Genomic DNA, 22368 nt, shown 5'->3' on the forward strand with positions numbered 1-22368 from the left:
TGCCACAATGTTGAATATTATACCACATTTTAATACCTTGCGCACGATTTAAACCATTCGTTTTTGGGGCATAAGAACTAACTGCTGCCGGAAAAAGCTTTCTTCCACAAAGCCGTTTCTACGATATGAAGCTGCTCTTTAAGCGCTTCCTCCAGCGGGCTCTCACCCTGCGCATCCAGCTGCCCAAGCACCTGCTCCACTTGGCCGGACAGCTCATCCCGGTTCAGTTCGGCGGCCAGCAGCAGATGGCGGTCGCCTGTCCACGGATCCTCTGCCACAAATCTGAGCCTGAGCTGCTCCATATTGCCGCTTCTCAGCAGCGCAAGGCTTCCCAGCTTGGCCATATCCTCATACACCGGTGACACGCCGCCGGCGCTGGTTTGCATTTTCAAATCTACTGCCAGTGTAGTTCCGCTGATTTCGGCTCTGGCAATCCTTAAATTGAGCGGCAGCTCAGATAGCAGGTCAACCAGATTCGAATTTGTCAGCTGCAAAGCCGCTGCTTCCGTAATGCCTGATCCGGCCGCCGGTCGCAGACGAAGCGGCTCAGCAGCCGTGAGAACCTTGGCAGATAACAGGACGACCATCAGCATACTTAAACAAAGAAGAGCAGAAAGCTTCCATCTCAGCAAGAGGCATCCCTTCTTTCTTACCCGCAAAACGGGAGCATCAATAACAGGGTCTACCTCATTTTACAACGAAAAAAAGCAGGCTATGCCTGCAGTTTATTATTCTTCCGTTTCAATTACGCCAAGCTTGGTCATAATGACTGCTTTCCCGCGGACTTTGACTGCCGAGGTATGATCCGTAAACTGTGCAATCAGCACCTCGCCCTTATCCAGCTTCTCCGTATGATGAAAACGGGTATCCTTCCCCCGGGTAAGCCCAATTACCTGAACTCCTTGTTCCTTCGCCTTAACGACGAAATAATCGCCGACCGTGCTGTTTGGGGCGCTTGCGCCGCTTTGGCCGCTTTGGCCGCTGCCTCCAGCTTGCTGTTCCATCACGAGAGTCCTCCCTCCCGGCTGTATTGTTAAATTGCTTATATTCTATAATTATTTGTTGAAAAAAGAAAGGGCCGTGAACTTTAGCCCACGTCCCTTCTTACGGAAAAATATGTAGAATGCTTTATTTAATTCCGTCTTTAAGCGCTTTACCTGGTTTGAAAGCAGGGATTTTGCTAGCAGGGATTTCGATTTCTTCGCCTGTTTGCGGGTTGCGTCCTTTACGGGCGGAACGTTCACGAACCTCGAAGTTTCCGAATCCTACCAGTTGAACCTTATCTCCGTTTTGCAAGGCTTCGGAAATCGCTTCGAAAACAGCGTCAACGGCTTTCGTTACGTCCTTCTTGGAAAGTTCGGTGCTTTCAGCAACTTGGCTAATCAGTTCAGACTTATTCATTCAATTTCACCTCCCCAACAAGGATCATTATTATGCTATCATTTGTTTCCGTTTTGCTCGAAATTATACGCTAATTTTATGCATTGCGCAAATAACAGCTCTTGGATCCCTTGAAAAACGCGGATTTCTCAAGGCTTTTGAAGCCGAGAACAAACTTATAGTAATACAGTCAATCTCTAATTTCAAGTTAAAATTAATAGATTAACCAAACAAAAACCAGCCAAAAGCGTCCAAAACGCTTCCAGCTGGTTGCCTGTTCAGCAGTCGTGAAACTGCTTATAAAATGATCGCGATCAAGCCGCCTGAGCCTTCGTTGATGATCCGGCCGAGCGTTTCCTGAAGCTTATAGCGGGCGTTGTCCGGCATAAGGGCGATTTTTCCCTGGATGCCTTCACGTACAATCGAATGAAGAGACCGGCCGAAAATATCGGACTCCCAGATCTTGATCGGGTCGTTCTCGAAATCCTGCATCAGATAGCGGACAAGCTCCTCACTCTGCTTCTCCGTACCGATAATCGGGGCAAATTCGGATTCTACATCTACCCGGATCATATGGATGGAAGGTGCCGTCGCTTTCAGCCTTACGCCAAATTTGGAGCCTTGGCGGATCAGCTCCGGCTCGTCGAGCGCCATCTCGGCAAGGGTTGGAGCAGCAATCCCGTAGCCGGTTGTCTTCACCATTTCAAGCGCTTCGGCAAAACGGTCATATTCACGCTTGGCATGAGTGAATTCCTGCATCAGCTGCAGCAGATGGTCTTTGCCGCGGATCTCCACACCAACCACTTCTGTCAGGATCCGGTCATAGAGGTCATCAGGCGCGTACAAGTCGATTTCTGCTACGCCCTGACCCATATTCAGGCCGCTTAAGCCGGCACGGTCGATAAAATCATACTCCAGGAAGCTGCCTACCACACGGTCTACATCACGCAGCCTGCGGATATCTTTGACGCTTTCGCGGACAGAGTTCTCGTAGTTGCTGCGCAGCCAGTGGTTCTCATTCAGCACCATCACCCAGCTAGGAAGATTAACGTTCACTTCGTGAACCGGGAATTCATACAGCACTTCACGCAGAACGCCTGTGACGTCCTCCTCTGTCATCGTAGCCGCGCTGAGCGTCAGCACAGGAATATCATATTTGGCAGCAAGCTCGCTGCGCAGCTGCAAGGTCTCCTCACTGCGCGGCTTGGTGGAGTTGATCACAAGCACAAACGGCTTGCCTACTTCCTTCAATTCCTCTACGACGCGCTCTTCAGATTCAACGTAGGAGGAACGCGGGATGTCGGCAACAGTACCGTCCGTTGTAATGACAACCCCCAATGTGGAATGCTCCTGAATGACTTTGCGGGTTCCGATTTCAGCCGCTTCCTGGAACGGAATAGGTTCTTCGAACCAAGGAGTGGAGATCATTCTAGGGCCGTTCTCGTCTTCATAGCCTTTTGCCCCTTCAACAGCATAACCTACGCAATCCACGAGGCGTACATTAACCTCTAACCCTTCATCCACCTTGATCTGTACCGCGTTGTTCGGCACAAATTTCGGTTCAGTAGTCATAATGGTTTTGCCTGCAGCGCTTTGCGGGAGCTCATCTACAGCCCGAACCCGGTCAGCCTCGCTGGCGATATTAGGCAGAACTACCGTTTCCATAAAACGTTTAATAAAAGTTGATTTACCTGTACGGACCGCTCCGACAACCCCCAAGTAAATATCTCCTCCGGTACGTTCGGCAATGTCCTTAAAAATGTCAACTTTCTCCAATACCAATGATATCCCCTCCTCAAATTTCGCCGAAGGATAAATGCCCTGCGAGCCTCCGCCCATGCTGTAGGAACCACTTACCATTCAAGCTGTTGCAGGCGGCAGAGCAGCCTCCCTATTCCGTCGTCCACCGCCGAGCGATCCTAAGCAGCATCGATTACGTAAGCGGCGTGAACTCGTACATGCATTTGGACTAGTACCATCTTATGTACCGGATTTCAAATTATGTCTGAATTCATTTGAACTTTCGGGTACACAATTTAAGAGGACGGCCAGGTGCTCGCTGCGCGCAAAGGAACGGGCAATCCCGCACTGTAATGAATGTTTATGCGAATCTAGCAACCGATATGACAACATCAGCTAAAATTGCTTGAACGAAAAAAAACCGGGAAATTTCCCGGTCCCGGTCTGCTAGTCCTCTTAGTCTAGCTCTACTACCACAGCTTATCCTCTTGATTCTGCGCCTCCAGCTGCTTCCTGATCGCAGCCTTGAGCGGATCTTCAGGCACCGTGACGACGGCATGCCCTTTAATCTTGGCCTGGCAGGCCAGTCGCACCCCTTCCTGCAGCAGCGGCCCCAGCTTGCGTTCCTCTGCCGGCGTACAGGCAGTCAGGGCAGCCTGATGCTCAGGAGAAACTCTCACCTTGCACATGAGGCATCCGGCCATCCCTTTGCAGCGGGTCGGAATAGAAATCCGGTGCTGCAGGGCTGCCTGCAGGACTGTACTTCCGGGACGAGCCTTAAACGTCTTGCCCATCGGCTCAAATGTAATCGCTGTCTCCACCTTATCGTGCTCCTATCGCATGTTGTTCTGCCATCCCCATATAGGGGAAAGCTTATCCATTTCTGTCTGCTGATGCTTCGTCCAGCCGTTTCGCTCAGCCATCTCTTCGAGCAGCGGCAAGTGCAGTTCAGGCCTGCGGTTCATTTGCTCTGCAACAGCTTTATACCGGTCAGGCCGGCTGCGCAGCAGATTAAAAATATATTCATGCGCCAAAGGCATCACCTTCAGCCCAGGCATAATTTCTGCCGCATATAAATCAAGCAGATTCTCAATTTCCACTTTATAGTGTCCAAGGGACGCACGAACCTCAAATCCGCCGACAAGCTCAACGGTATAATCCTCAATCTTATAATGGCTCAGCAAAGAAACATAGATTCCGCTTCTGTCCCATTTTGGTGTATCCACGGCAAACGGCTTCAAGCATTCATGAAGATGAACCGCGGCCTCTTTCTCCGCATAGATGTCAATGTCTCTCGGCGGAGCTGCCAATTCCGCGCCCTGAAGCCATAAGCCTGCGCTTCCGCCTGCAAGCCACTTACAGCCTCCGGAGCTTTGTAGAAGCCCGGTCAGGGCTGCCAGAGCTCGCTCCAAGCCGGGATTGGATTCATAGTTTCTCTCTTCAAGATATTCCTTCAGTCTGTTCCGATTGTCCAGATATCCTAGTGTGTCCAATCTGCAAGATCCTTTCTAATCCCATATTGCCTCATCGTATCACATTTGCCCAATCCACAAAATCAAAAATCTGCCCGGAAACAAAAAAGAACCTGCGGCTGTACGCCGAGGTTCTCGAACCGCTTCCAGGATGCCCTGGAGGTTAAGCTTATTTCTTCATCATCATCTTCATCAAAGCTTCCATGTTATGCGGGTTCATGCCGCTCTTCTTCACGGCGCTGACAATTTCGTTAATGGTGGCTTCAGAAACCGGCACTTTAGCCATGGCCGACACCGACTTAATCAGCTGACGAAGCTGGGCTTCATTCTGCAGTGTCGAAGGTTTAACCGTGCTGGCCAGTTTCTTGACGGCACCTTCCGTAATATTTTTCCCCGCCTTCTTGTTAATCATGTCCAGGGCGTCTTTGGAAACATTTTTGCTCATGCTCATCCCTCCTCCGGCAGTGCTCCCTCCCACTATATGAGGAAGAGGGGGGAAGGGTGAGTCTATGAGCCGCCCGGTTTTGGCTGACAGCCCGGCGTTACACTGTTCTTATGTATGCCACTGCTCCCAGGTTTCCAGAGACATGACCTCCATCTCCGTCTTCTTGTCTCTGCCCATCAAGGCTTCGACCGCTGTGCGGGCATCCAGTCCCTCGAACAAGACTTGATACAGCTGTTTGGCAATCGGCATCTGAACTCCGTATTTCTCCGAGATTTCAGAAGCCGCCTTAGTTGTGCGTACACCTTCGACTACCATGTCCATTTGCTTCAGCACCTGCTCAAGCGACATGCCTTGGCCAAGCATAGAACCGGCACGCCAGTTCCGGCTGTGTTTGCTGGTGGCAGTTACGACCAGGTCGCCGATTCCGGCCAGTCCGGCAAAGGTCAGAGGGTTGGCACCCATTTGGGCGCCGATCCGGGTTATTTCCGCAAGACCGCGCGTCAGCAAAGCCGCTTTCGCATTGTCTCCGTACCCCAAGCCGTCCGACATTCCGGCACCCAAAGCTATGATATTCTTTAAGGCCCCGGCCAGCTCGACGCCAACCATATCCCGGTTTGTATATACACGGAAATAAGAGTTCATGAACAGATCCTGTGCCCGCTCTGCCTCCCCTTCTTCCAATGAAGCGACTACAACGGTGGTCGGGCACTGCTGTACCACTTCCTCCGCATGGCTCGGACCGGATAAGACGACGATGCGCCCTTCCTCACAGCCCAGCTCTTCAGAGATTACCGTCGAGACCCTTTTCAAAGTTTCCGTTTCAAATCCTTTGACGGCGTGAATAATCAGCTGACCCGGGTTCCAATGCTTCTTCAGCTCACTGGAAACCTGACGGACAGCCGAGGACGGCGAAACGATGACGACCGCTTCTGCATCCTTGACGGCTTCGCCCATATCGGTGGTTGCTTTAATAGAAGACGAAAGCGTTACCCCAGGTAAGTAATGATTATGATGATCCCGGTTAATTTCTTCAGCCTGTGATTCATTTCTTGTCCATAGTGACACCTGAATCCCTTTGTCGGCCAAAACGGAGGCCAATGCCGTTCCCCAGCTTCCTGCCACTAATACCGCCGCTTTTGCAAACAAATCAGAATCCCCCTTTAGAGCCCAGTTTGTTCTCTCTCCCCTGAGCAATTTTCACAATATTCGACCGGTGTCTCCAGAATGCAAATATACAGATGAGTACACTCGCCCAGAAGTTGGGCCAGAAATCTGCCCCGTTAGAGCTGAATATCAGCATAAATACAGGTGTGAGCAGGACGAGCAGCAAAGATCCCAAAGAGACGTATCTGGTGATTGCTACAACAATAATTAAGATAATTGCGGCACACAACACTGGAATAAAAGCAAGACAAGCCATAACCCCAACCGTGGTGGCAATACCTTTCCCGCCTTTAAAGCGGAAATAAACCGGCCAGTTATGTCCGATAATCGAAGCAAGTCCGCACAGTGCCGGAACCCACTCACTGCTGCCCCCAAGCCAGCGGCCAAGAAGCACAGCGACAACGCCCTTCAGAATATCGAGAACAAGGACAAGGATCCCCGGACCCTTGCCCAGCACACGAAGTGTATTCGTAGCTCCCGCGTTGCCGCTTCCATGATTCCGGATATCAATGCCCTTTAACCCTTTCGCCATTAGAACACTAAAACTCACAGAGCCCAGCAAATACGAAATGATCACAGCCAAAACAGAAAGAATCACAATAGCTCTCCCCTAATCTTCTTTATCTGATTTACGACGTGTAAAGATGCGGATCGGCGTGCCTTCAAAGTCAAACGCAGCCCGGATCTTATTCTCCAAATAACGTTCATAGGAGAAATGCATCAGTTCCGGATCATTGACAAATACCACCATGGTAGGAGGCTTCACCGCTACTTGAGTCACATAATTAATCCGCATCCTGCGGCCTTTATCGGTCGGAGGAGGATTAATTGCGATCGCATCGGAGACCACATCATTCAGAAGATGGGTGGCTACCCGTCTGGCATGCTGTTCCGCAGCCTGCTGGACGACCGGAAGCAGTTTATGCAGCCGCTGCTTTGTTAATGCAGACAAGAAGACAACTGGGGCATAGGTCATAAACAGAAAATGATCCCTGATCTTCTTCTCAAATTCATTCATGGTCTTGTCATTCTTCTCTACAGCGTCCCACTTGTTGACGACAAATACGGCTGCCTTACCGGCTTCATACGCATATCCGGCAACATGCTTGTCCTGTTCAATAATCCCTTCCTCGCCATTGATGACAACAAGTACAACGTCAGCCCGTTCAATGGCCTTCATAGCCCGCATAACGCTGTATTTTTCGGTGGATTCATAAACCTTGCCGCGTTTACGCATACCTGCCGTATCAATGAGCACATACCGCTGGCCATCTTTCTCAAAAGGGGTGTCGATTGCATCGCGTGTTGTTCCCGCCACATTGCTGACAATAACGCGCTCTTCCCCTAAAATGGCGTTCACCAATGAAGATTTCCCTACGTTCGGACGCCCGATCAGCGCTACCCGGATCACATCTTCGTCATACTCTTCCTCTTTGGGTTCAGGCAAATGATCCGTAATGGCATCCAGCAGATCGCCTATACCGGTGCCATGACTTCCCGATACGCCGATCGGATCACCAAAGCCTAAATTATAGAACTCATAAATATGATCCTGGCGCTCCAAATTATCGACTTTATTAATAGCGAGCAAGATCGGTTTGCCGGAACGGTACAGCAGCTGGCCGACTTCCTCGTCTGACTGCGTTATGCCCGACTTTGCATCACACATAAACACGATGACATCGGCTTCCTCAATCGCCAGTTCTGCCTGGGCACGGATTGACTTCATGATCATATCGTCCCCGTCTATCTCAATACCGCCTGTATCAATAATACTAAACGACTTGCCGTTCCATTCCGAGGTACCGTAAATCCGGTCTCTTGTAATTCCGGGTTTATCCTCTACGATAGCGAGCCTGTCGCCAATAATCCGGTTAAAAATCGTGGATTTCCCCACATTCGGCCGTCCGACGATGGCCACAACTGGTCTTGCCATTCACATTCCTCCTAAAAAAGCCTGTCCTCTGTCTTCTGTCTGGAGTTATCTTTCGTACAATTCTACCCCATCTATCCGTACATCATCATAGCAAAAAATAGAGCGATTGGCGAACAATTCAATCCGCTTCAGCCCATGACATAAAAAACGGCGAACCCTCTGCCGAGTTCGCCGTTCGCTGCCAACTTTCAATGGTCGTTTCTTATTTCAATTTGCTCAGCTTGTCGCCGAAACGCTCGCCAAGCGTAATGCTCAGACCTTGATTGCTGAGGGATACATTTGGATTATTGCCCAAATCTTCAGCCTTCACGCTGTCTCTTCTTTCACGGTTAGGGGAAGAAGTTCTTTCCGGCTTAGCGGATTCCGCTGGAGCCTCTTCCGTTTCTTTAATGCTCAGGCTGACGCGTTTCTCGGAAGGATTCACTTCAAGAATCTTGACTTGAACGTCTTGACCTTCTTTCAGTACTTCATGCGGAGTACCGATATGTTTATGTGAAATTTGAGAAATATGAACGAGACCTTCAACGCCTGGTGCGATTTCAACAAAAGCGCCGAATGGAGCAAGACGTTTTACTTGTCCGGATACGATATCGCCGGATTTAAACTGGTCAGCAGCCGTTTCCCATGGACCTGGAGCAGCAGCTTTGATGCTCAGGCTGATTTTGCCTTTCTCAGGATCGACTTTCAGAACTTTAACTTTCACCTGATCGCCTTCGGAGAGAACGTCAGCCGGTTTATTCACATGGTTCCATGCAATTTCGGAAACGTGAACCAGACCGTCTACACCGCCTACATCTACAAATGCGCCAAAGTCAGTCAGACGCTGAACCGTACCTTCAATAACGGATCCTTCTTGAAGCTCAGCCATCACCTTATGTTTGTTAGCTTCGAACTCTTCTTCAAGAACGTCTTTCTGGGACAGAATCACTTTATTGTTCTCGCGGTCAAGCTCTTTAACTTTAACACGCAGGGTACGCCCTTTGTAATCGCTGAAGTCTTCAACAAAATGACGCTCAACCATAGAAGCAGGAATGAATCCGCGAACGCCTACGTCAGCTACAATTCCGCCTTTGACAACGTCTGCAACGACTACTTCAAACGTCTCGCTGCTATCAAACTTGGCCTGCAGTTCATCCCAAGCATTCTCGCTGTCGATCGCACGTTTGGAGAGAACAAGGCTTTCTTTCTCGTCGTTAATGCTGACAACTTTAGCTTCTACTTCTTGACCGACCTGTACCACTTCGCCGGCGGAGTCCAGGTGTACCGAAGACAGCTCGCGAATAGGGATAATTCCGTCATATTTATATCCAAGACTTACATAAGCCTGATTGTCCTCAACCTTGACAATCGTTCCTTTGACGGTGTCCCCTTTTTTCAAGGATACGATTTGGTCCAGTTCGTCTTGATTTGCAGTTTCCACAACTTCTTGTTGATCTTTGATTTCTTCCGACATTTCAATAACCTCCTCAGTTCGATAAGCCCATTTATTTAAACTCGCTTGTAGGCGTAGTTCAAAACATGATAAATCTGTTATAGCTTGCCAAGTCTTTCATAACTTCATGCATAAGCATGATAGTCAGATTGGCGGTTAAGCCGTAAAGACTTTCAGGCACTGCCTTGTTTAAGCTGCCGGATCGACGACATGATCCTCTCTGTCGCAATGTCAACCGCATCACCAGTAGGATTCTCGCGGAACTCGTCCAAGTCCACCGGCGGCCCGTAAACCACTCTTACTTTTCTAAAAAGTTTATAATTGCCAAGTATCGCTACGGGAATCACCACTGCTCCGCTTCGAAGCGCGAAGTTTGCCGCGCCCTTCTTCACTGCGGCATCTGCCGCTGCATGGCGGGTGCCTTCAGGAAAAATCCCCATAACATGCCCCTCGCGCAGAAGCTTAAGGGATATTTTAATTGATTCCTTGCTTACGCCGCCTCTTTTCACCGGGAAAGCCCCGAGTGCCTTAATGAGCTTGCCGAGCAGTGGTACATTAAACAATTCGGCTTTGGCCATGAAGTGAACCTTGCGCTTCAGCAAAATCCCTACTGACGGGGGATCAAAATTGCTGATATGGTTTGAGCATAACAACACTCCGCCTTCTTGCGGTATGTGCTCCAAACCGACAGCTTCAATCCGGAACAGCAGCTTATAAATGACTTTCGCAATAAATCTGCACAAGCGGTAAATCATTCTACACTTCTCTCCATCCCATGAGCCTTACATAGTCTTACAATAGCCTCAGACACTTCAGTAATTGACATTCGCGTAGTGTCCAGCAGCACGGCATCTTCTGCCTGACGGAGGGGTGAAATTTCCCGTTCCGCATCCAGCCGGTCGCGTTCAGCAATGTCGCGTGTTAGCTTCTCAAGCGATGTGCTTTCTGGATTCTTAAGCTCCTGAAACCTGCGCCGCGCCCGTTCTTCCACTGCAGCTGTCATAAACACCTTCACTTCCGCATCAGGAAGAACTGTTGTGCCGATATCGCGTCCATCCATAACAACGCCTTTGCGCAAAGCCATTTGCCGCTGAAGAGAGACCATTAAGGCCCGCAGCCCCTCGATTTGCGCATATCGCGACACATTCGCATTAATGTCACTGGACCGGATCGACTCCGTGACATCAGCTCCATCAAGAAGCACCTTCTGCCCAAATTCGCCAGGCTGTAATTCAATAACCAGTTTCTGGGCAACTTGAAGCACTTTCTCTTCATCTTCCGGCGGAATGCCAAGCTGCAGCATACGTAATGTTACCGCACGGTACATCGCGCCGGTATCGACGTAGATATAACCCAGTGCACCGGCAACCATACGTGCTACTGTACTTTTGCCTGCCCCCGCGGGTCCGTCGATGGCGATGTTGATTTTGCAGTTGGTGTAACCCTTCGATTGACCTGACAAGGGATATCCTCCTCAAACGCTAAAACTCAAGAAAAAAGCAGGCTTTGCCTGCGACGTGAAAATTATACCACATATAAAATAAGGATGCAAAAAGCTCAGTTTCCGGCTTGATTGTCCTCAGGCAGCCAAAGGGGCTTCAGACGTTCCCCTTCCCACCTTTCAGCTGATGACCATACACTGCGGACAGCAGGTATTCTCAGCAGCCCCTGAGTGAGGCACAGACCCACCAGAAGCAGAATCAGCGCTGTTCGAAAACCTTTCTGCACCTGGTTGCTGAACTGGATAAACAATCGCGTATACTCCTCTTCCTTCGAATCCCGGTTCATCTGAATCCTTCCTTTACATTTAACCTAGGATTAGCATGCCCGGAGTTGCGGGGAATATGTATGCCGCTGGAGCAGATGGCAAAATAATCAGCGGTTTCTGAAATCGAATTGCCGCTCAAAGCAGTAGCGGATAATTTTCTGCCGCTCAAAATCGGTTATACCGATATATTTAAGCATAATCTGCTGCTTGCCTGATTCCATCTTTTTCTGCCGGACAACTTCCGCTTCAAAGTGCGCATGCTCGATCAGACCGTTCTTATACGGGATCAGCAGCCAGCAGTCCAGCTGTTCCTCCTCCGTGACCGGGTGGGATTGATCGGTATAATAAGACACGCCGCCCCCGCCTACATCATCCGTAATGACCAGAAGACGTTCGCCGTTCTTCATCCCTAATGCCAATTCAAGCTCGGCGGGCACTCTGAGAAAATTACGCCGCTGAATCTGTGTGATAGAGTCCGGATTCGGCTTCCGGATTCTTACCTGACGTACTACTTCGTTCGTAAATCCCAGGACATAAGTATTAAAATAGTTCTTCGTTCCCGATTCACTCATGAAATAAACGGAAAGCTCTTCACCAATAAAAAGCCTCTTCAAGCGGTTATGCCCGATCTCCATGGGCACTTCAATCAGAAAGGCATCCTCTTCAATGTCGGATATACGCGATTTGTATTCGGTTCTTCCTTCCTTTTCGTCGCTGGAAGCCACTTGAAGATAAACAAAATCATTAATTTTTGGATACAAATGTCTCACCGCCGCTACTTGTTTCTGAATTTCTACTGAAATTATAGCATGTCCTTCGTTTAAAATTGAGACTTATTTCATAAAAAAGACAACCTCCCTCTATTGAGGAAGGCTGCCGGAGCTGCAAAATACCAAGCTGCTGAATATGAAGCTGCTATTAGGAGAGGGAAGCGCTGGACGGACGGAACTCTTCTACCTTCTCTTCTTCACCTGTAATGCCGTTCAGATAGATCCGGTAAGCGGATCCGTTAATCCGTCCGCCGAACTCATATGCCGCCACACGCTCGCCGGCTTCATTCTCAATAACGGCCTTACGATGATAACTTTCCTTAAATTCAGGGTTCAGATGCTTTCGTGCTGCCGAGAGGGACAGCTTCGCTGCTGGAAGCTTGGCCGCTTTGTTTGTGCTCTTCTCATATACATAGTCGCTGCATTGAAGACCCGTTACCTCACCATTATCCAATGCAACGCGGACTACCGCTTTCTCAGGATAAATCAGGACTCCGTCCTTGGATTTGACAAATGTGAAGCTGCCGACATTGTCGTAAGCATCATAAGTAACCGGAGTCATGTCTTCGAACCCTTTGCTCTTCAGAAATTCACTTGCTTTTTGCCGAGCAACCGAGCTGGAAACGGCACGGGGGCCGACAGTCCGCGAATTGCTGTAAGCGATCATCTCGCCGCCCCTCCGGGTAAAGTCCAAGGATACGACATTCTTGGCATCCTGCCCCGGATTTGCTGCAAAGGCGGTATAAGAAGCCCATTCGGTGCCCGTCCCGTTCTCGGTAACTTTAACATTGGCTGCAGAGGTTCCTAGAAATTTGGCAGCCTTGCTGCGGATTTCGCTTTGGGACACTGTTTTGGCGTCGAGTTTCTTGACGCTTCTCTTGTTATAGACGCTGGCAACAGACGGTCCAAGATCCAGCTCCGGATATTGGGATACGCGTTTGTCCACCGTTTTGAAACCGTCGATAATCGTGTTGTCAGCTGCTGCTTTCTCAGTGGCCAGCGCGGATTCAACATCCATCCAGCGCAGTCGGTTGGTGATGACTTTGTTCTGGACCTGCTGAAGATTTTTCGAAATTTCACCCGTGCTTTTGTAAAGCTCTTTCAAGTTGCTTAATTCTTTGGTGCTCATCGGCTGCTTCGTCAAGTCCCGGGCGGCCACCTGATAAGAGAATTGAGACAAGCGGGACAGCAGCCCTTCCGTCTGGTTAAAAGGAAGCAGCGTCAGCGGGAGCTGATTAATCTCCCCCTGTGCTTCGCTGGTAATCCGCCAAACATTCATCAGCCCTTTACGGTGCATTTGCGTAGAATCCGCACTTACCGCAAGCGTGTTCCCTAGCTCACCATGCAGGCGGTCCACATGATAAGACAGATCATGAAACGCCCGCTGATACTGGTTCTCCGCTTTGAGCAGCACCGAATTTTTATCCCGGTTCTCCTGATATCCCCATACCAGAGCTCCGATCAGCAGTATAGTCATGACAGGAAACAATACGCCGCTTAACCGTCTGTACATAAACTATGCGCTCTCCTTTCTTCAATTACTGCCATTAGTTTGACATGAAGGAAGGAACTTTATGCATGTTTTTCTGCGCAGGGTTTAGACCGGAATTTCCTCGATTTCAAACATGCTGCTGTTGTCGCAAATGCACTGCTTAAACCCTGTTTCCAGCTTTCCTTGATCCTTTCTGGCTCTTAAAATGAAGCGTTCCCCGCATTTCTTGCACGTAATCGTCACTTTGACCCTCATAAAAAAAACACCCTTTCTCGAAAATACCGCTCAGGCGGAACAATCAAGATAAGGGTGCCCAAAAAAGGGATATTTTAGTCTCTGGAGCTGGCCTCCATGGCCCGGAAGGGGGAGCGGCTGTTGGCGCGTGTAATTTTTCCAAGACCCCCATACCACAGGAAAGCCATCAAAGGTACGATATACCAGAGCCAGTATTCCGTAATGTTGTTCAGAACCCAGTCGTAAACGCCATGCCAGAAGACCGGAATCATTAACGAATACAGCAAGTAGCGGCCGGTTCTGCTTCTGCTTCCTTTAGAAAATTTTGCACGTCCCAGGTAATAACCCATAATCACCCCGAACATCGCATGCCCGGAGACCGGGAGCAGTGCCCGGATCAGCAAAGCGCCTACCGAAGCCTGATGCGTTAAGCCGAACAGCACATTCTCAATCGTTGCAAAACCGAGCGATACTGCAGCGGCATATACAATCCCGTCATAAGGCTCATCAAACTCTGTATGGTTGTATATCATGTGATAAAGCACAAACCATTTCACGAGCTCTTCAATACCCGCCGAGATTAGAAAAGCATAAACAAAGGAATTATCTCCGAGCCACAGGGTAAGTCCTCTCTGCAAGATCATGATCGGAAAAACAATCAGAAATCCGAGCAGAAAAATTTTAATAACCATATGCAGAGGCTCAGTATCATATTTGTCCTTAAGATAAAAATAGGTCAGCAGCGCGATCCCGGGAGCAAGCGCAGCCGTACCAATTGAGAACCAAAGCAAAACGGCACACCCTCCTTCCGGTAATCGCCGCAGTGTATGAAATGACGAAAGGCCCGCATCGCCTTGACGAAAGACGCGGACCCTCTAAACCTGCCGATGTCAGGACTGGCGTTTGAAATGAGTTACAATTGTGCGGATTGCATGCTCTTCCATAACGACCTTGCCGTATTCCTCAAGAACAGCCGGAGTAACGGATGTCGCTTCTCCATATTCAGCCAATACCGCGATCAGCAGCTGCTGTTTAGCTTCCTCGACGTCTTCAGGCTCCAGATACAGAACCCATTTCCCTTTATAATTATACAGCCTTCCGGCTCCGGTTAGTGTTTGATTTAAGACGTGAGCAGCTTCGATAAGCACTTCAAAGTCACTGAAGGCATACACGATGGAATCGCTGAGTTCAAGCGTGACTTCCATCTCGTAAACATCGTCAGCCATCTCTTCTTCATTCAGGGAAGCAAGCGGATGACTGCGGTCATATTTACCTCGCGTCACAATGACGACCATCCCTTGCGCGGGGAGTGCGAATACTTCAACGGCAAGTGGACCCGTAGCGTCAAAGCCCAATTCATTATAAGCTTGATCCATCATTTCGGTAAACAGATCCTGGACTTTGGGAATCTCCTGCCACATATCCTCTTTCTGGATGCCGCGTTCGCTAAGGTCATCAAAAGTGAGGAAAATCCGTATCTTATCCTGGCTCAATCGTTCTATCTTCATACAGGATCCTCCTCTCCAATCCGTATTACAACAGATTATGAAGCACTCAGCAATATGTGCTGGAAATGGTTCTATGTAGTTATGTTATCATTTATTTTACTCAATTGCACGCAATAAAATAGCTAAAAAAAAGAATCATTCTTCCGGATGAAACCGGAAAAAATGATTCTAGTCCCTCTGCTTGCTTACAATCCAGGAATGATGGTGTTTGTCTCTTTCATGATCAAATCAACCTCGCGTTTGACATCCGGATTCCCTTTAATAAAGTCCTTGATCGTTCTGAGATTGGACTCCTTCATTTGTGCCCTCTGCTCCGCATTTAAAATACGGTTGTCGCTGCTGCTGTGATTCGTATCTGAGCCGCTGAAAGTTCCATTGCTCTTGTTCTTGGCCAGATTTGCGAAATTAATCATTGAACCTGCATTGGAGGCGGCAGACATCAAGCCTTTTCTTTTTCTGGACGCCCAAACAACACCCGCTGCCCCTAACGCCACACCCAGTAAGAATGATGAAGTTTTCATTGCTATGGCCTCCTTTAAAATTAGGATCAAAAGTATTGTTGCCGCAGGTATTGACTCTCATGCGGCATAAATACAGGAAATCCAATCCCGTTAAATTTGGTCCTTAGCGGCCGTTAAACTTCAGCCGAGCGGTGCTGTTCCCTGCTTCAAACTCCATGGAGACTCATGAAATCCCCACCACAGCAGCCAGATGGTGAGTCCAATAAAAATAACCAAAAGCACGTTAAAATACCATTTCGTCCACTTGATTCTGTGGGATGGGTAAAGCTCCGTCCGCGAAGGATAGACCGTTTCCTCAGCTGATGGCTGACTTTCTTCGGCGCCAGGGCTGCTTATTGCAGGCAGGTTTGGCTGTTTTCTGGCATCCCGTCCTTGTACATTGGGGAAATTATCCGTAAAATGACGCGCTGCTGCCGCTTGGTAAACGGCTGTATTTAACATGATCTCTTCTTCATGCTGCTTCTGAGCCTGTTCGTTAGCCTGACTAGCGCCGCTGCCAAGTTTATGCGGGTTAGCCTTATGCCGTCTTGATTGGCCAAGCCTATCCACTCTGCTTAATTTCTGTTTCATGTCTCCCTCCGAAACCGGATCACCAGACCGGAAATCAAATCAATCAAGAAGTGACAAAGAATCGGAGCCCAGATTGTTCCTGAGGCGATGTAAATATAGCCGAGTCCGTAGCTGCTGGCAAACACCCAGGCGGTTGGAAGCCAGTGCCTTAAATAACGAACATGGATGACGGCGAACAAAATACTGGTCCAATAAGGACCGAGCGAATGCTGTACTGCTCCGCGAAAGAGCATTTCCTCGCATACCGCCACCATGACCGAAATAAGGATAATGTGCCACACAGGCCGTCTGCGGAACAGCATTTCATTAATGCCGCCGTCATCCATCGCATTTTCAGAAATGATCTTGGACAGGACGAAGTCAACGGCAAAAGCCAGCCCCGCAAGACCAAGCCCCCACCAGACAAATTCAGGTTGTTCGGGCACCTTCAGCACCCTAAGCGGGTTCTGCCATTGGAATAACATAATGATCAGACTTAAAGCAAGCGTGAGCCCCTGGGTAAAATATAAATTAATCAATAACAGCCTGTCGTTAAGCTCCTCGGGCTTGATCCTCCGGATTTTAATTCTCTCCATCTTCTTCTTCATAGGTCCATAACCGCATTTCCTCTAAAATTGTCCAAAAATGATGACCTTTGTCTAAATCTTTCCTTCCCAAAAATCATACCCCATCCGCAGGCCGATATTCAAGGCGGCATTGGATGCATCTGCTTAAGACCTTTGTTCTTAAGCTGGAAACAAATACACATTAAGCGTATTGACAGTCTTAACTTACCGTGTTACATTATGAAAAATTAATCGAAAACACGTTGATGGAGAAAGGTCGATTGTAAGCTCCCAGAGAGCCGGTGGTCGCTGTGAACCGGCAGCTTGAAATCTAAACCTAGCCCTCCAGAGTGCTGCGCTGAACTTGCGAGTAGGCCGGCCGGTTGAAATCCGTTACCATTTCTGTCGCAAGACAATTGAGGCCGGATCTGTGAAGACTCGGCGAATAAGGGTGGCACCACGAACAGTCTCGTCCCTTACTGCGGAAGCAGTATGCGGATTGAGGCTTTTTTTAATGCTTTAAGCCTAATTATCGCAAAAAAATGAATCTCGCGCACCCATTTCCTTTGGCGCGGCAATTCAGCGCTTACCTAAAGCGCGCAGCTTAGGCTGTACAAAACTTAAGCAACGCTTCCGAAGCAAGTTTTGTCGACGTGTTTCAGGAAGCTTATGCTATACAAAACTTTAAGCAACGCTTCCGAAGCAAGTTTTGTCGACGTGTTTCAGGAAGCTTATGCTATACAAAACTTTTAGGAGGTCAAATCATGTTCAAAGTGTTAGTGTCGGATCCGATCAGCGATTTGGGAATTCAGCAGCTTGTGGATGCCGAGGATGTGACAGTTGACCGGGTAACCGGTCTGAGTGAAGCTGAGCTTATTGACATTATTCCGCAGTACGACGCCCTGCTGGTTCGCAGCCAGACCAAGGTAACACCCGCTATTATGAAAGCAGGACAGAGCCTTAAGGTGATTGGACGCGCCGGTGTCGGCGTTGACAACATTGACCTGGAGGCCGCAACCCAGTCCGGTATTATCGTCATTAATGCCCCGGACGGCAATACGATTACTACCTGTGAGCATGCTTTTGCAATGATGATGGCTTTGGCCCGGCACATTCCGCAGGCGTATGCCAAAACCGTCACCGGCCAATGGGACCGCAAATTCCTCGGCGTAGAGCTCCGCAACAAAAAACTCGGCGTTCTCGGCATGGGCCGGATCGGCAGCGAGGTAGCCAAACGTGCCAAGGCCTTCGGAATGGACGTGCTGGGTTATGACCCTTTCCTGACTGAAGACCGTGCGGAGAAAATGGGCATTCAGCTGGCTTCGGTAGATGATATCGTACGCAATGCTGATTTTATTACTGTCCATACCCCGCTCACTCCGGAAACGAAGCATATGATTGCTGCGCCTCAGTTCGAAGTGATGAAGAAAGGCATGCGCATCATCAACTGTGCCCGGGGAGGCATCATTGACGAGAAGGCGCTGATTGAAGCGGTTGATCAAGGCATCGTTGCAGGTGCTGCGTTTGACGTCTTTGAACAGGAGCCGCCGCAGCCGGATCATCCTTTCCTGAACAATCCGAAAATTATCGTCACTCCGCACCTTGGCGCATCCACTGTGGAAGCCCAGGAGAACGTGGCAATTGATGTTTCGGAACAAGTGCTGCATATTTTGCGGGATGAACCGTTCAAGAATGCGGTCAACATGCCGCCGGTTCCGGCCAGCGTAATGAACAAGCTTCAGCCTTATTTCGGATTAGGCGAGAAGATCGGCTCCATCGCTGCCCAGCTGAACAATGCTGCCATCCAGGGCATTCAAATCGACTATGCTGGTGATTTATCGGAAGTGGATACTCAGCCGCTTAACCGCTACATCCTGAAAGGCGTGCTGGGCCGTCACTTCGGAAGCGATGTGAACATTGTTAACTCGATGCATTTAGCTAAATCGCGGGACGTCAAAGTTACGGTTTCTTCCGTTTCTGCCCAAAAAGGCTTTATGAATCTGATCACCGTGACGATCCAGACTTCCAACGGAGTCAATACCCAGATCGCAGGCACTCTGCTTAACGGTTATGGGGAGAGAATCGTCCAAATCGACAAATTCCCGGTTGATATCGCTCCGGAAGGCCGCCTGATCGTAATTTCGCACACCGATAAACCGGGCATTATCGGAAATGTAGGCACCCTGCTGGGCCGCAACGATGTTAATATCGCTTCGATGCAGGTCGGACGCCAGGTTGTCGGCGGTGAAGCGATTATGGTGCTTACGGTTGATAAAGAAGTGCCTGAGCACGTGCTGAAGGAGCTTACAGAGCTGCCTGAGCTGAAAACAGCCAAAGAAATTGTACTTGCTTAACGAATGATTCATCAAAATGAATTCGGACTTATTCCTTATCTGTCCCCCACCCTGCTGCAGGGTGGGGCTTTTTTATTTTTTGGTGGACCGCCAATTCAAATGATTGCTTGCTCTTGCTTTCTATATCATTATATCGTAATATTACGTTATATTGATATTTGAGGTGAAGACGTGCATGGATAACAATGTGAAACGATTTGAAGACGAAGCAGAGAAACTGAAAGCTCTGGCGCACCCGGTCAGATTGTGTATCGTTAACGGCCTGCTGTCCAAAAAGCAGTGCAATGTTTCCTATATGCAGGAATGCCTGGGGTTGCCCCAGTCGACGGTTTCACAGCACCTGCAGAAGCTCCGGACTTTAGGAATTATTGAAGCAGAGCGCAGCGGACTGGAGATCAATTATTCGGTTAAAGACGAGAAAATAATCAAGCTGATGCAGCTCTTATTTGAGGAGGAACAAGCACATGAGTAAAAAAGTATTGATCGTCGGCGGCGTAGCCGGCGGTGCTTCTGCGGCTGCCCGGCTGCGGCGGCTGGACGAGGATGCCCATATTGTCATTTTTGAGAGGGAACCTCATATTTCCATCGCCAACTGCGGCCTTCCCTATTATATCGGCGGATCCATTCATGACCGTTCAAAGCTGCTTGTCCAGACTCCTGAAGCCATGCAGCAGCGCTTTAATCTCGATATCCGCACGGAGAGCGAGGTTATGTCTATTGATCCACTGACAAAGACCGTTCGTGTCAGCAGTCAAGAGCGCGGCATTTACGAGGAAAGCTATGATGCGCTTATCCTGTCGCCTGGCGCGAAGCCTGTCCGCCCTAATCTTCCCGGGATAGACAACCCCCTGATCTATTCGCTGCGCAATATCGCGGATACCGACCGGATCAAAGCAAAAGTTCAGCAGGACGGCACCCAATCGGCAGTTGTGATCGGCGGCGGATTTATCGGTGTGGAAATGGCCGAGAATCTGAGAGAGCTCGGGCTGTCTGTTACGCTGATTGAACGAAATCCGCAGATTATGACTCCATTTGATTATGAAATGGCAGCGCCGCTGGCCAAGGAGCTTGAACAGCAGGGCATCCGGCTGCTTCTTTCTGAAACCGTTCAAGCCTTCATAGAGTCCGGCGGGCAGATCGAAACGCTGCTGGAGAGCGGAACCGCGATCAAGAGTGAAATGGTCGTTCTGGCCATTGGCGTTACGCCGGATGTAGACTTTTTAAGAGGCAGCGGCCTTGCACTGGGAGAGCGGGGTCACATTCTGGTAAACAGCAAAATGGAGACTTCCCTGGAACAGGTATACGCCGTCGGCGATGCGGTGGAAGTAACGGATTTCGTAACCGGTGCTAAAGCAGCTTACCCTTTGGCGGGACCCGCCAATAAGCAGGGCAGAATTGCGGCGGACAATATTGCCGGCCTGAACACGGATTATAAAGGCACCCAGGGAACGTCCATCATCAAAGTATTCGGCTTGACTGGGGCTATGACCGGCAGCAGCGAGAAAACGCTCAACCGGCTCGGTTTGCCTTATCACGTATCTTATGTTCATCCAAGCTCGCACGCTTCCTATTACCCGGGCGCTAGCCCTCTTACAATCAAGCTGTTGTTTGACCGCGAGGGAGTTGTGCTTGGCGCCCAGGCCGTAGGTTATGACGGGGTGGATAAAAGGATTGACGATCTGGCCATCCTAATTCGTCTCAGAGGAACGGTAAGAGATCTGAGCGAGCTGGAGCTTGCCTACGCTCCTCCCTACTCGTCTGCCAAAGATCCGGTTAATATGGCGGGATATGCTGCTGAGAATATTTTAGCGGGAAGAACGGATGTATTCGTGCCTGCCGACCTTCATGCCCGCTCATTGGAGAATACCCTTCTCGTCGATGTACGGACGCCGATTGAGCACGGCAATGGACACATTCCGGGCTCTGTGAACATTCCGGTTGACGAGCTTCGGGACAGGCTGCACGAGCTTAACCCCGAGAAAGAAATCTGGGTCTACTGCCAGGTGGGTTTAAGGGGCTATACGGCTTCCAGGATATTGACTCAAAAAGGATTCCGCGTCCGCAATTTGACAGGCGGCTATAAAATTTATCAAATGGCCAATTACCGGCCGGCCGGCACGGAATGGCAGCTGGCTCAGGAGCATGCCGCAGCAGCGGCAACGGCAACAGCAGCGGCAGCACCGGTTCAGGAACAAACGCCTGCGCCTCAATCCGGTAATAGCCAAATTCATCATCTAAACCTCAGCCATAACCCTGAACCTTCCGGTGTTCTTTCGGCCGATATCGAGGTTGACGCCTGCGGGTTGTCCTGTCCGGGACCATTAATCAAGGTTAAGCAATCTATAGATCAGCTTGAGGAGCATCAGGTGATGCGGGTGAGCGCATCCGATCCAGGCTTCTATGAAGACATCCAGGCATGGGCCAATATGTCCGGCAACAGACTGCTTCAAATTCAAAAGAGCAATAAAGGCATTATCGAAGCCTATCTGGAAAAGACACCGGCACAGACACCGGCCTTAACTGCCGGCTCGGCGCCCTCTGCCCCGGTTCAAACTGCGGATGGGACAACGATGGTGGTGTTCAGCGGTGATCTGGACAAGGCCATTGCTTCTTTCATTATTGCCAATGGTGCTGCGGCAAGCGGCAAGAAAGTGACCTTGTTCTTCACCTTCTGGGGGCTTAATGTGCTGAGAAGACCGGATAAGACGAACGTCAGCAAAAATTTCGTCAGCCGGATGTTCGGCCTCATGATGCCGCGGGGCAGCAGCAGGCTGTCTCTATCCCGCATGAACATGTTGGGAATGGGCGCCAAAATGATCCGGAGCGTCATGAAGCACAGCAATATTGCTTCCCTGGAAGAATTAATGGAGACTGCCAAGCAGCAGGGTGTGGAATTGGTGGCCTGCCAGATGTCCATGGACGTCATGGGAATCAAGCAGGAGGAGCTGATACCAGGCGTTAAGATCGGCGGCGTCGGTTATTATCTCGGCAAAGCGGATCAATCCGGGATTAATCTCTTTATATAACTTCTTATAAG

At 49.6% G+C, this 22368-nt stretch carries 25 protein-coding genes and 1 other annotated feature; of the genes, 3 read left to right on the forward strand and 22 right to left on the reverse strand.

The genetic code is table 11. From position 1 onward, the window contains the following. Positions 1-77: 77 nt before the first annotated feature. From FCN15_RS00360 to FCN15_RS00460, 22 genes are all read right to left on the reverse strand, one after another. The gene (locus FCN15_RS00360) at positions 78-632 is read right to left on the reverse strand and encodes a hypothetical protein (RefSeq protein ID WP_138492965.1); all 555 of its coding nucleotides are present in this window, start codon (positions 630-632) and stop codon (positions 78-80) included. A gap of 96 nt (positions 633-728) precedes the next feature. Next, the gene (gene mtrB, locus FCN15_RS00365; RefSeq protein ID WP_138492966.1) at positions 729-1004 is read right to left on the reverse strand and encodes a trp RNA-binding attenuation protein MtrB; all 276 of its coding nucleotides are present in this window, start codon (positions 1002-1004) and stop codon (positions 729-731) included. Positions 1005-1128: 124 nt separating this feature from the next. Then, positions 1129-1401 (reverse strand): HU family DNA-binding protein, encoded by a 273-nt coding sequence (locus FCN15_RS00370; protein ID WP_138492967.1) that lies wholly within the window; start codon positions 1399-1401, stop codon positions 1129-1131. Between the two features lie 276 nt (positions 1402-1677). Beyond that, positions 1678-3156 carry a stage IV sporulation protein A gene (gene spoIVA, locus FCN15_RS00375; RefSeq protein ID WP_138493401.1) on the reverse strand — a complete coding sequence of 493 codons (1479 nt, stop codon included), beginning with the start codon at positions 3154-3156 and terminating at the stop codon, positions 1678-1680. Positions 3157-3590: 434 nt separating this feature from the next. Next, positions 3591-3941, reverse strand: coding sequence for a 2Fe-2S iron-sulfur cluster-binding protein (locus FCN15_RS00380; protein WP_138492968.1), 351 nt, complete (start codon positions 3939-3941; stop codon positions 3591-3593). A 12-nt stretch (positions 3942-3953) separates the two neighbouring features. After that, complete coding sequence (locus FCN15_RS00385) at positions 3954-4613, reverse strand: nucleotidyltransferase family protein (protein ID WP_138492969.1); 660 nt, start codon at positions 4611-4613, stop codon at positions 3954-3956. A 148-nt stretch (positions 4614-4761) separates the two neighbouring features. Beyond that, positions 4762-5037: a stage VI sporulation protein F gene (locus FCN15_RS00390; protein ID WP_138492970.1), complete on the reverse strand. Its 276-nt coding sequence runs from the start codon at positions 5035-5037 to the stop codon at positions 4762-4764. A gap of 108 nt (positions 5038-5145) precedes the next feature. Continuing rightward, positions 5146-6183: an NAD(P)H-dependent glycerol-3-phosphate dehydrogenase gene (locus tag FCN15_RS00395; RefSeq protein ID WP_138492971.1), complete on the reverse strand. Its 1038-nt coding sequence runs from the start codon at positions 6181-6183 to the stop codon at positions 5146-5148. A 1-nt stretch (position 6184) separates the two neighbouring features. Continuing rightward, positions 6185-6799: a glycerol-3-phosphate 1-O-acyltransferase PlsY gene (gene plsY, locus FCN15_RS00400; protein ID WP_138492972.1), complete on the reverse strand. Its 615-nt coding sequence runs from the start codon at positions 6797-6799 to the stop codon at positions 6185-6187. A 12-nt stretch (positions 6800-6811) separates the two neighbouring features. After that, positions 6812-8137 carry a ribosome biogenesis GTPase Der gene (gene der / locus FCN15_RS00405; RefSeq protein WP_138492973.1) on the reverse strand — a complete coding sequence of 442 codons (1326 nt, stop codon included), beginning with the start codon at positions 8135-8137 and terminating at the stop codon, positions 6812-6814. A gap of 202 nt (positions 8138-8339) precedes the next feature. Then, the gene (rpsA, locus tag FCN15_RS00410; RefSeq protein ID WP_138492974.1) at positions 8340-9590 is read right to left on the reverse strand and encodes a 30S ribosomal protein S1; all 1251 of its coding nucleotides are present in this window, start codon (positions 9588-9590) and stop codon (positions 8340-8342) included. Between the two features lie 152 nt (positions 9591-9742). Continuing rightward, positions 9743-10324, reverse strand: coding sequence for a lysophospholipid acyltransferase family protein (locus tag FCN15_RS00415; protein ID WP_138492975.1), 582 nt, complete (start codon positions 10322-10324; stop codon positions 9743-9745). After that, positions 10321-11031, reverse strand: a complete 711-nt coding sequence (gene cmk / locus FCN15_RS00420) for a (d)CMP kinase (protein ID WP_138492976.1) — start codon at positions 11029-11031, stop codon at positions 10321-10323. Before cmk ends, FCN15_RS00415 begins: the two co-directional genes overlap by 4 nt. A 95-nt stretch (positions 11032-11126) precedes the next feature. After that, positions 11127-11357, reverse strand: coding sequence for a hypothetical protein (locus FCN15_RS00425; RefSeq protein WP_238996443.1), 231 nt, complete (start codon positions 11355-11357; stop codon positions 11127-11129). Positions 11358-11444: 87 nt separating this feature from the next. Continuing rightward, positions 11445-12098 carry a flagellar brake protein gene (locus FCN15_RS00430; RefSeq protein ID WP_203232059.1) on the reverse strand — a complete coding sequence of 218 codons (654 nt, stop codon included), beginning with the start codon at positions 12096-12098 and terminating at the stop codon, positions 11445-11447. 157 nt (positions 12099-12255) lie between these two features. Continuing rightward, the gene (gene ypeB / locus FCN15_RS00435; protein ID WP_138492979.1) at positions 12256-13620 is read right to left on the reverse strand and encodes a germination protein YpeB; all 1365 of its coding nucleotides are present in this window, start codon (positions 13618-13620) and stop codon (positions 12256-12258) included. 84 nt (positions 13621-13704) lie between these two features. Then, positions 13705-13854, reverse strand: coding sequence for a hypothetical protein (locus FCN15_RS19260; protein ID WP_203232060.1), 150 nt, complete (start codon positions 13852-13854; stop codon positions 13705-13707). Positions 13855-13928: 74 nt separating this feature from the next. After that, positions 13929-14624 (reverse strand): glutamic-type intramembrane protease PrsW, encoded by a 696-nt coding sequence (gene prsW / locus FCN15_RS00440; protein WP_138492980.1) that lies wholly within the window; start codon positions 14622-14624, stop codon positions 13929-13931. A gap of 99 nt (positions 14625-14723) precedes the next feature. Further along, the gene (locus FCN15_RS00445; RefSeq protein ID WP_138492981.1) at positions 14724-15341 is read right to left on the reverse strand and encodes a genetic competence negative regulator; all 618 of its coding nucleotides are present in this window, start codon (positions 15339-15341) and stop codon (positions 14724-14726) included. Between the two features lie 185 nt (positions 15342-15526). Beyond that, positions 15527-15862: a hypothetical protein gene (locus FCN15_RS00450; RefSeq protein WP_138492982.1), complete on the reverse strand. Its 336-nt coding sequence runs from the start codon at positions 15860-15862 to the stop codon at positions 15527-15529. 120 nt (positions 15863-15982) lie between these two features. After that, positions 15983-16432 (reverse strand): hypothetical protein, encoded by a 450-nt coding sequence (locus FCN15_RS00455; protein WP_138492983.1) that lies wholly within the window; start codon positions 16430-16432, stop codon positions 15983-15985. Next, complete coding sequence (locus tag FCN15_RS00460; RefSeq protein ID WP_420819529.1) at positions 16429-17007, reverse strand: CPBP family intramembrane glutamic endopeptidase; 579 nt, start codon at positions 17005-17007, stop codon at positions 16429-16431. The genes FCN15_RS00455 and FCN15_RS00460 overlap by 4 nt, the downstream gene beginning before the upstream one ends. Positions 17008-17231: 224 nt before the next feature. Continuing rightward, positions 17232-17457, forward strand: a binding site (T-box leader). Positions 17458-17741: 284 nt separating this feature from the next. Here FCN15_RS00460 and serA point away from each other — a divergent pair. The 3 genes from serA (at position 17742) to FCN15_RS00475 (ending at position 22357) form a co-directional block, all read left to right on the forward strand. Then, positions 17742-19331, forward strand: a complete 1590-nt coding sequence (gene serA, locus FCN15_RS00465) for a phosphoglycerate dehydrogenase (protein ID WP_138492985.1) — start codon at positions 17742-17744, stop codon at positions 19329-19331. A 175-nt stretch (positions 19332-19506) separates the two neighbouring features. Further along, complete coding sequence (locus FCN15_RS00470) at positions 19507-19803, forward strand: ArsR/SmtB family transcription factor (protein WP_138492986.1); 297 nt, start codon at positions 19507-19509, stop codon at positions 19801-19803. Continuing rightward, positions 19796-22357, forward strand: coding sequence for a DsrE/DsrF/DrsH-like family protein (locus FCN15_RS00475; RefSeq protein ID WP_138492987.1), 2562 nt, complete (start codon positions 19796-19798; stop codon positions 22355-22357). The genes FCN15_RS00470 and FCN15_RS00475 overlap by 8 nt, the downstream gene beginning before the upstream one ends. Positions 22358-22368: the final 11 nt, after the last annotated feature.

The sequence above is a fragment of the Paenibacillus pinistramenti genome (genome assembly GCF_005869875.1).
Classification (GTDB): Bacteria; Bacillota; Bacilli; order Paenibacillales; family Paenibacillaceae; genus Fontibacillus; species Fontibacillus pinistramenti.

Excerpts from the sequence above, each read along its gene's own strand:
- ypeB (WP_138492979.1), bottom strand. The coding sequence starts at position 13,620 with ATGTACAGACGGTTAAGCGGCGTATTGTTTCCTGTCATGACTATACTG.
- FCN15_RS00415 (WP_138492975.1), bottom strand. The coding sequence starts at position 10,324 with ATGATTTACCGCTTGTGCAGATTTATTGCGAAAGTCATTTATAAGCTG.
- FCN15_RS00475 (WP_138492987.1), top strand. The coding sequence starts at position 19,796 with ATGAGTAAAAAAGTATTGATCGTCGGCGGCGTAGCCGGCGGTGCTTCT.
- FCN15_RS00470 (WP_138492986.1), top strand. The coding sequence starts at position 19,507 with ATGGATAACAATGTGAAACGATTTGAAGACGAAGCAGAGAAACTGAAA.
- mtrB (WP_138492966.1), bottom strand. The coding sequence starts at position 1,004 with ATGGAACAGCAAGCTGGAGGCAGCGGCCAAAGCGGCCAAAGCGGCGCA.
- serA (WP_138492985.1), top strand. The coding sequence starts at position 17,742 with ATGTTCAAAGTGTTAGTGTCGGATCCGATCAGCGATTTGGGAATTCAG.
- FCN15_RS00450 (WP_138492982.1), bottom strand. The coding sequence starts at position 15,862 with ATGAAAACTTCATCATTCTTACTGGGTGTGGCGTTAGGGGCAGCGGGT.
- FCN15_RS00455 (WP_138492983.1), bottom strand. The coding sequence starts at position 16,432 with ATGAAACAGAAATTAAGCAGAGTGGATAGGCTTGGCCAATCAAGACGG.
- FCN15_RS00370 (WP_138492967.1), bottom strand. The coding sequence starts at position 1,401 with ATGAATAAGTCTGAACTGATTAGCCAAGTTGCTGAAAGCACCGAACTT.
- FCN15_RS00460 (WP_420819529.1), bottom strand. The coding sequence starts at position 17,007 with ATGGAGAGAATTAAAATCCGGAGGATCAAGCCCGAGGAGCTTAACGAC.
- FCN15_RS00445 (WP_138492981.1), bottom strand. The coding sequence starts at position 15,341 with ATGAAGATAGAACGATTGAGCCAGGATAAGATACGGATTTTCCTCACT.
- rpsA (WP_138492974.1), bottom strand. The coding sequence starts at position 9,590 with ATGTCGGAAGAAATCAAAGATCAACAAGAAGTTGTGGAAACTGCAAAT.
- FCN15_RS00425 (WP_238996443.1), bottom strand. The coding sequence starts at position 11,357 with ATGAACCGGGATTCGAAGGAAGAGGAGTATACGCGATTGTTTATCCAG.
- FCN15_RS19260 (WP_203232060.1), bottom strand. The coding sequence starts at position 13,854 with ATGAGGGTCAAAGTGACGATTACGTGCAAGAAATGCGGGGAACGCTTC.
- FCN15_RS00390 (WP_138492970.1), bottom strand. The coding sequence starts at position 5,037 with ATGAGCAAAAATGTTTCCAAAGACGCCCTGGACATGATTAACAAGAAG.
- der (WP_138492973.1), bottom strand. The coding sequence starts at position 8,137 with ATGGCAAGACCAGTTGTGGCCATCGTCGGACGGCCGAATGTGGGGAAA.